Raw genomic sequence first — 6,983 nt, forward strand, 5'->3', positions numbered from 1 at the left:
GTGCTAGTGTCCTCCCGCGCGCTGGGCGGCGATCGCGGCGGTGCGCTTGAGCAGCACGCCGGCGGTTTTTATCCTGTAGGCAATGGTGCCGCGCTTGTCGTCGATCGGACGGCAGGCGGCGCGGCATGCGGCAGCGGCGGCCTCGAGCGCGGCATCGTCCAACTTCGAACCGATCAGCGCCTGGGCTGCCGGCGCGACCAGCAGCGCGGTCGGCGCCACCGCGCCGAGGCCGACGCGGGCCGCAGTGCAGACGCCGTCCTGCAAGGTCAGGCTGACGCCGATGCCAACCACCGCGATGTCCATCTCGGTGCGCGGGATCATGCGCAAGTAAGCATCGCCCGAGCCTTTGGGCCGCGGCGGCAAGGTGAAGCTGACGAGGATCTCGCCCGGCTCGAGGTTGGTCCGTCCCGGCCCGGCCGGCACGTCCTCGACCTTGAGCTCGCGGCGGCCGTTCGGGCCCTGCACGGTGACGACGGCACCCGCCGCGATCATCGCCGGCACGCTGTCGCCGGCCGGCGAGCCGTTGCACAGATTGCCGCCAGCGGAGGCCCGGCCCTGCACCTGCTTGGAGCCGATCAGGTTCACGGCCTCGAGCACGCCCGGCCATATCTTGCCGAAGCGCGCGTGGTCGGCGAGCTCCATGCCGGAGACGGCGGCGCCGACGCGGAAACCGCCATCGGCGGCCTCAGAGATCTCGGTCATCTCGCCGATCTTCTTGATGTCGACGATCAATCCCGGCCGCACCAGGCCGGAGCGCATTTGCACCAATAAGTCGGTACCTCCTGCCATAATGCGGGCGGCACTCCCGGCGGCAGCAAATGCGCCAATCGCTTCATCAAGCGTGCGCGGTGCTACGTATCGGATATCGGTCATGACGGTCCTTCTGGTCTCCCTCGGCTGCTTGTTCCCGTAAGGATGTGCGGGATATGGCCTTATTGCTGGCCGGCAGACCGCAAGCCTACACGGGGGATCGCCGTCCGAACAGCCTGCGAGGTGCGGCAGGAAGCGCAGGCTCCTATGCAGGATGCGCGCTTGCGCGCCTTGCGGGATTGGCGGCACGGCGCTTGCTTGATTTGCCGATCGGATTGGTGAAGCATGCGGGTCGCTGCGGCCTACGTGCCGGCGCAACGACAAAATCGGGGGACGGCGAATGGTCGATGTTTCGCGCAGGACGCTCCTCAAGCTCGCGGCCAGCGTGCCGCCCGTGATTGCGGCCCCGGCCATCCTCTCATCGCGTGCAATCGCAGCGGCCAAGGGCAAGACCATATCAGCGGTGATGCACTCCGATCTGCGCATCACCGATCCCGGCTTCACCACCGCCTACATCACCCGCGACCATGGCTACATGGTCTACGACACGCTGCTCGGCATCGATTCAAGCTTCAAGGTCCGGCCGCAGATGGCGGACTGGACGATCTCGGACGACAAGCTCACCTACACCTTCACGCTGCGCGACGGCCTGAAATGGCATGACGGCGCGGCTGTCACGGCGGAGGACTGCGTCGCCTCGCTGAAACGCTGGACCGTCGTCGACGGCATGGCGCAGAAGCTGGCCGAGTTCACCGCCTCCCTCGAGGCCGGCGGACCGAAGACGATCGTGCTCAAGCTCAAGGAGCCCTACGGCCTGGTGCTGGAGTCGCTGGCAAAGCCCTCCTCCTATGTCGCCTTCATGATGCCGAAGCGGCTCGCGGAGACGCCACCGGGCAAGCAGATCGCCGAGCAGATCGGCTGCGGGCCGTTCAAGTTCGTGCAGGCCGAATTCCAGCCGGGCGTGAAGGCGGTCTATGAGCGGAACGCCGACTACGTGCCGCGCAAGGAAAAGCCGGATTGGCTGTCCGGCGGCAAGGTCGCGAAGGTCGATCGCGTCGAATGGATCACGATGCCCGACGCGCAGACCGCGATCAACGCGCTGCAATCCGGCGACATCGATTTCCTGGAACAGCCCTCGATCGACCTGGTGCCGGTGCTCGAAGCCAATTCCGATCTCACCGTGGCCGTGCTGAACAAGTTCGGCTTCCAGATCGAGGGCCGGATGAACTTCCTGCACCCGCCGTTCGACAATCCCAAGATCCGCCGCGCGGCGTTCCTGGCGATGAACCAGAAGGACGTGCTCGACGCCACCGTCGGCAACGCAAAGTACTACGAGATCTGCGGCTCCTATTTCGCCTGCGACACGCCGCTCGCCAGCGACGCCGGCGCAGAGACGTTGATCAAGGGCAACGGCATGGCCGAGGCCAAGAAGGCACTGGCCGCCGCGGGCTATGACGGCACGCCCGTCGTGATCATGATCCCCGGCGACGTGCAAACGCTGAAGGGGCCGCCGACCGTCGCGGCGCAGCTGTTGCGCGCGGCCGGCTTCAATGTCGATGCGCAGGTGACCGACTGGCAGACAGTGGTGAGCCGCCGCGCCAGCCAGAAGCCGCCCAAGGAAGGCGGCTGGAACCTGTTCTTCACTTTCACGGGCGCGACCGAGGTGATGAACCCGATCGTCAACAACCAGATCGCCGCGAACGGCAAGCGGGCCTGGTTCGGCTGGCCCGAAGACGCCAAGCTCGAGCAGATGCGCGACGCCTACGCCCGCGCCACCTCACCTGAGGACCAGAAGAAGCTCGCGGTGGAGATCCAGAAGCAAGCCTACGAGCAGGTGATCTATGTCCCGCTCGGCCAGTTCCGCCTGCCGAGCGCCTGGCGCAAATCACTCACCGACGTGCTGGAAGGCCCGGCGCCGCCGGTGTTCTGGAACGTCGACAAGACCGAATGAGCAGCGGCGGCGCGGTCTTTGCGCCACGCGCTGCCAAAATATCGAAAACAACCCCATGCAAAGGAGCCGACGGTCGCCGCCGGCGTCCGACCGTGCCACTTGACACGTCGGGCAACTCGGGGGTACATTTCCAATATTCCGAAATCGTGCAAGCCTCCTCGCCCGCAATCCGGAGAGCGAGCGCGCTTGCCTGCGCTTGCGGCTGCTATTCGACCTCGTCGCACGATCGCCGCGCTCACCGATCAGCTCTCGCGATCGCACCCGATCGTGGACTCTCGGATCAAAGCCATGTCGCGCGGGTGTTTTGCTCGCGAAACCGGGCATCCTTCCCGACGTCTCCGGCAATCCGCCCGGCAGCAAGCGGGCAGAGGACGCATCGTGTTCGGTGGGAATCGGCGAGAGCCCGGCGGCGCGCCGGTGTTATGCTGTCGCCGCGCCCAACGCCAGCACCATTGAATCGCGAGAACGGCCATGGAAGCACGCGGATTTTACCACGAGGGGATGCTTGCGCTGCAGGAGCAGGCCGATGGCCGGCGTCTGGCCGAGTTCCTGGGCACCAGCGTCAGGCACAGCGAATTTTCCGAACGGGACGTGGCGCAGATCACGGCGGCAAGTTTCCTCTTCATCGCGTCATCTCACGGTGATCATCCGGATTGCAGCTTCAAGGGAGGCGATCCCGGGTTCGTCAAGATTATCGGCCCGAACACGCTGGAGTTTCCCGACTATGACGGCAACCTGATGTATCGGACGCTCGGCAATATCGCCATGAATCCGAAGGTCGGGCTCTTGTTCATGAGCTTCGACAGCAAGAGCTACCGAATTCGCATCAACGGGGACGCCAGCATTCATCGCGACGCCGAAAGCCTGGCGCGCCACCACGGCGCCAAGGCCGTGATCCGTATCGCATGCCGCGACGTCTATCCAAACTGTCCGCGCTATGTCCTCGACCTCGCCACGACGGCACGCTCCGCCTATGTGCCGCGCCCGGGCGAGACGCCGCCGACGCCGGAGTGGAAAACGCTGCCGGAGGTCGTACCGCACCTACCGCAGTCCGACGCGCGGGGCACCACGTCTCCATGCCCGGACACCCTTGGGCGGCGCGATGCATAAAGACTGGTGCAGGCTGACGGCCGGAGCGGCGATCATCGGCGCCAGCTTTTTTCTCGTGGCCAACGCACTCGCCCAAAGCCGCAAATACGATCCCGGTGCCAGCGACACCGAGATCAGGATCGGGCAGACCATGCCCTATAGCGGGCCGGCGTCGGCCATCTCGGTCATCGGCAAGGTCCAGGCCGCCTATTTCCGGATGATCAACGAGCGCGGCGGCGTCAACGGGCGCAAGATCAAGCTGATCTCCTATGACGATGCCGGCACCCCACCGAAGACGGTCGAACAAACCCGCAAGCTCGTCGAAGGCGACGAGGTGCTGTTCACGTTCCAGACGCCCGGCAGCGCCTCCAACATCGCCGTTCAGAAATATCTCAACGACCATCACGTCCCGCAACTGTTCGTGGGCGGTCGCTCGACGCGTTTCGAGGATCCCGCCGACTTTCCATGGACCATCGGATTCGCACCGAACCTGCGGACCGAGATTCGCGTCTATGTGCGCTTCATCCTCGACAATTATCCGGACGCCAGGATCGGCCTGCTCTACCAGAATGACGAAAGCGGCAAGGACTATCTTGCCGGATTGAAGGACGGGCTCGGCGCGAAGGCCGCGCGGATGATCGCGTCCGAAGCGCCCTATGAAATGACCGACCCGACCATCGACTCGCAGGTGGTTCGGCTCAAGGCCGCTGATGTCAACGTGCTGATCGACATGGCGGCTCCGAAGTTCGCCGCCCAAGCGATACGCAAGACGGCGGAGCTCGGCTGGAAGCCGCTTCATTTGCTTGGCGTCGGCTCGTCCTCGATCGACGCGGTGCTGATGCCCGCAGGACTCGAGAACGCTAGGGGGCTGATCTCGGCGAGTTCGTTCAAGGAGGCCGCCGACCCGACCTGGGCGGACGATGCGGGCATGAAGAAATGGACCGCCTTCATGGCCTCGTATTATCCGGAGGGGGACCGAAAGAGCATCTTCACGACCTACGGCTACAGCGCGGCCGAGCTGCTGATGCAGGTGCTGCGGCAATGCGGCGACGATCTCTCGCGCGACAACGTCATGCGCCAGGCCGCCAGTCTGAAGGACGTGAAGCTCGATCTGCTGCTGCCGGGCCTCTCCATCAACACCAGCCGCAGCGATTATCGCGTGGTCAAGGAGTTCCGCATGATGCGCTTCACCGGCGAACGATGGGAGCCGTTCGGGCCGATCGTCGCCGACTAGAGGCTCCACCGGTCATCTCGGATGCTCAACGTTTCGGGTTGCGCCCGCGGATGTGGTCAAAGCCTTGCTTAATTGCGGCGAAGCGCGCTTCGATCATCGGCTCAAATTCGAGGTCGGTAAAGATATATGGCAAGTCGTTTTCGACGCCTTCGCGGACGAGTTCACCGACATAGATGGGATCGATGCCCTGAGAGACGCGCTCCCGGATCAGACTGATCTGCTCGGCACGTGGGCCCGAAGTCGGCAAGGCACGGACCGCCCCCTCGAAGCGCTTGGGGAGGTTGCGCCTTGAGTCCACGATTTGAGTGCGGATGAACCCGGGACACAGTACCGATACGCCAATCCCGCGGGGCGCGAGTTCACGCCGCAGGCCCTCGGACAGCGCGACGACGCCATACTTGGAAACGTTGTATGCATTGCTCTCCCCTGAAATAAGGCCAGCGATCGAGGCTGTGGAGACGATGTGTCCACCCTCGCCATGCTCCTCGATCAACGGGGCGAAAATCTCGATCCCCCAAATGGTCGCCATCAGGTTGACGCCCATGGTCCAATCCCATGACGCGTCGGTCCAGGCGCCATAGGGCCCACCGCCGCCGACGCCCGCGTTGTTGACGAGGATATGCACCTTGCCGTAGCGGGCAGTCGTGGCTTCGGCGGCCGCCACGAGTTCGGCTTTGAGTGAAACGTCCGCTTTCACGCCGTCGACATCGACGTTGGTGAGCCGCAGTTGCTCCAGCGCTGCGGACAGAGCCGCTTCATCAATGTCGCAAAGCATGACTTTCGCCCCCGCCTGGGCGAGAGCGGTCGCGATCCCCAATCCGATGCCTGACGCTGCACCGGTCACGAACGCGGTCTTTCCAGCGAGTTCCTTCACGCGCATTCTCCCCCGTGCAAGCGGACACCGTCGCCCCAAGACGCCAAGTGTCAGATGTCCAAGGTATCACTGGACGCCATATGACCGCACTTTCAAGCGATTGGAAAGTGTGCGGGATGTCCGCCATTGCCCCTTGCCGGCATTCATTCACACCGGCTTCTATGTCGCCTTTATGAAGGCAAAGCGCTCGCGGGCCTTGTGAGGACGCGCCCTATCCCGGATGCCACCAGCGGCCGCCGATCACGACGCCTTCGGATGCGATCTTGCGATTACCCGTCAGATGCTCGCCGACCACGTCGACATAATCGAACTGCCCCTCCCTGATCGAGATCAGCGTGGCGTCGCCGACGCTGCCGGGCTTGAGGCTGCCGAGCTCCGGCCGCCGCAACGCCATCGCGGCGTTGACGGTGGACGCCGCGATCACGTCCGGCAGCGACATCCCCATGCAGAGGAATTTCGACATCGTCGTCACCTGATCGAAGGCCGGGCCGTCGATGCAGAGCTGGTGGATGTCGGAAGAGATGGTGTCGGGTGAGAAGGCGTTGGCAAGCATTGCGCGCGCGGTCTTGAAGGCGAACGAGCCCTTGCCATGGCCGATGTCGAACGGCACGCCGCGCTCGCGCGCCTCCAGCACCACCTTCTTCACCGTATTCAGCACGATGAAGCCGTCCTCGATCGAGCCCTTGATCGCCCACAACTTCTCGACGATGCCGACCTGATTGTTGGGAATGTAGCGAAGCGGACGTTGCGGTTACGCGCTCCGACTTCCGACTCTGACTCAGACTGTGTGTACACAGCCTGGACCCAAAGCGGACTTCCGGCCAGCTACTGAAATGGTTTTGGCCAGATGTTCTGGGGCACCAGCAAAGTGTGAGTCGACTTGCTCAAATGAAAGGCGCCTAGCCCGTCTTATTCATGATTGCCGGGCGGGGCAGCTGGAACATTTCCGGTCGGGGTGAAGGCGCGCGCGAACGCTTCGGCTTTTTCGCCGCTTTTCGACCCGACTTCGTGAACGCGTTGGAGGA

5 protein-coding genes and 1 pseudogene are annotated in these 6,983 nt (G+C 64.0%); 3 read left to right on the forward strand and 3 right to left on the reverse strand.

Features of this window, described 5'->3' with window-relative positions; genetic code table 11:
- Positions 1-3: 3 nt before the first annotated feature.
- Complete coding sequence (locus AC066Y_RS31695; protein ID WP_478277305.1) at positions 4-864, reverse strand: FAD binding domain-containing protein; 861 nt, start codon at positions 862-864, stop codon at positions 4-6.
- Positions 865-1,150: 286 nt separating this feature from the next.
- On the opposite strand from AC066Y_RS31695, the gene AC066Y_RS31700 reads away from it, so the two are divergent.
- The 3 genes from AC066Y_RS31700 (at position 1,151) to AC066Y_RS31710 (ending at position 5,084) form a co-directional block, all read left to right on the forward strand.
- Entirely contained in the window at positions 1,151-2,761 is a 1,611-nt protein-coding gene (locus tag AC066Y_RS31700) for an ABC transporter substrate-binding protein (RefSeq protein WP_478277297.1), read from the forward strand.
- A gap of 471 nt (positions 2,762-3,232) precedes the next feature.
- Positions 3,233-3,871, forward strand: coding sequence for a pyridoxamine 5'-phosphate oxidase family protein (locus AC066Y_RS31705; protein ID WP_478277298.1), 639 nt, complete (start codon positions 3,233-3,235; stop codon positions 3,869-3,871).
- A complete protein-coding gene (locus AC066Y_RS31710) occupies positions 3,864-5,084 on the forward strand; it encodes an ABC transporter substrate-binding protein (RefSeq protein WP_478277299.1) in 1,221 nt (406 codons plus the stop codon). The genes AC066Y_RS31705 and AC066Y_RS31710 overlap by 8 nt, the downstream gene beginning before the upstream one ends.
- 25 nt (positions 5,085-5,109) lie before the next feature.
- On the opposite strand, the gene AC066Y_RS31715 is transcribed toward AC066Y_RS31710, so the two are convergent.
- Positions 5,110-5,958 (reverse strand): SDR family NAD(P)-dependent oxidoreductase, encoded by an 849-nt coding sequence (locus AC066Y_RS31715; protein ID WP_478277300.1) that lies wholly within the window; start codon positions 5,956-5,958, stop codon positions 5,110-5,112.
- Between the two features lie 211 nt (positions 5,959-6,169).
- Positions 6,170-6,607, reverse strand: a pseudogene (locus AC066Y_RS31720) (amidohydrolase family protein); the annotation flags it as partial.
- Positions 6,608-6,983 lie beyond the last annotated feature (376 nt).

This window comes from Bradyrhizobium sp. USDA3010 (genome assembly GCF_056429065.1).

What these genes read in the sequence shown, in the direction of transcription:
- AC066Y_RS31705 (WP_478277298.1), top strand. Translation starts at nt 3,233, where the DNA reads ATGGAAGCACGCGGATTTTACCACGAGGGGATGCTTGCGCTGCAGGAG.
- AC066Y_RS31700 (WP_478277297.1), top strand. Translation starts at nt 1,151, where the DNA reads ATGGTCGATGTTTCGCGCAGGACGCTCCTCAAGCTCGCGGCCAGCGTG.
- AC066Y_RS31710 (WP_478277299.1), top strand. Translation starts at nt 3,864, where the DNA reads ATGCATAAAGACTGGTGCAGGCTGACGGCCGGAGCGGCGATCATCGGC.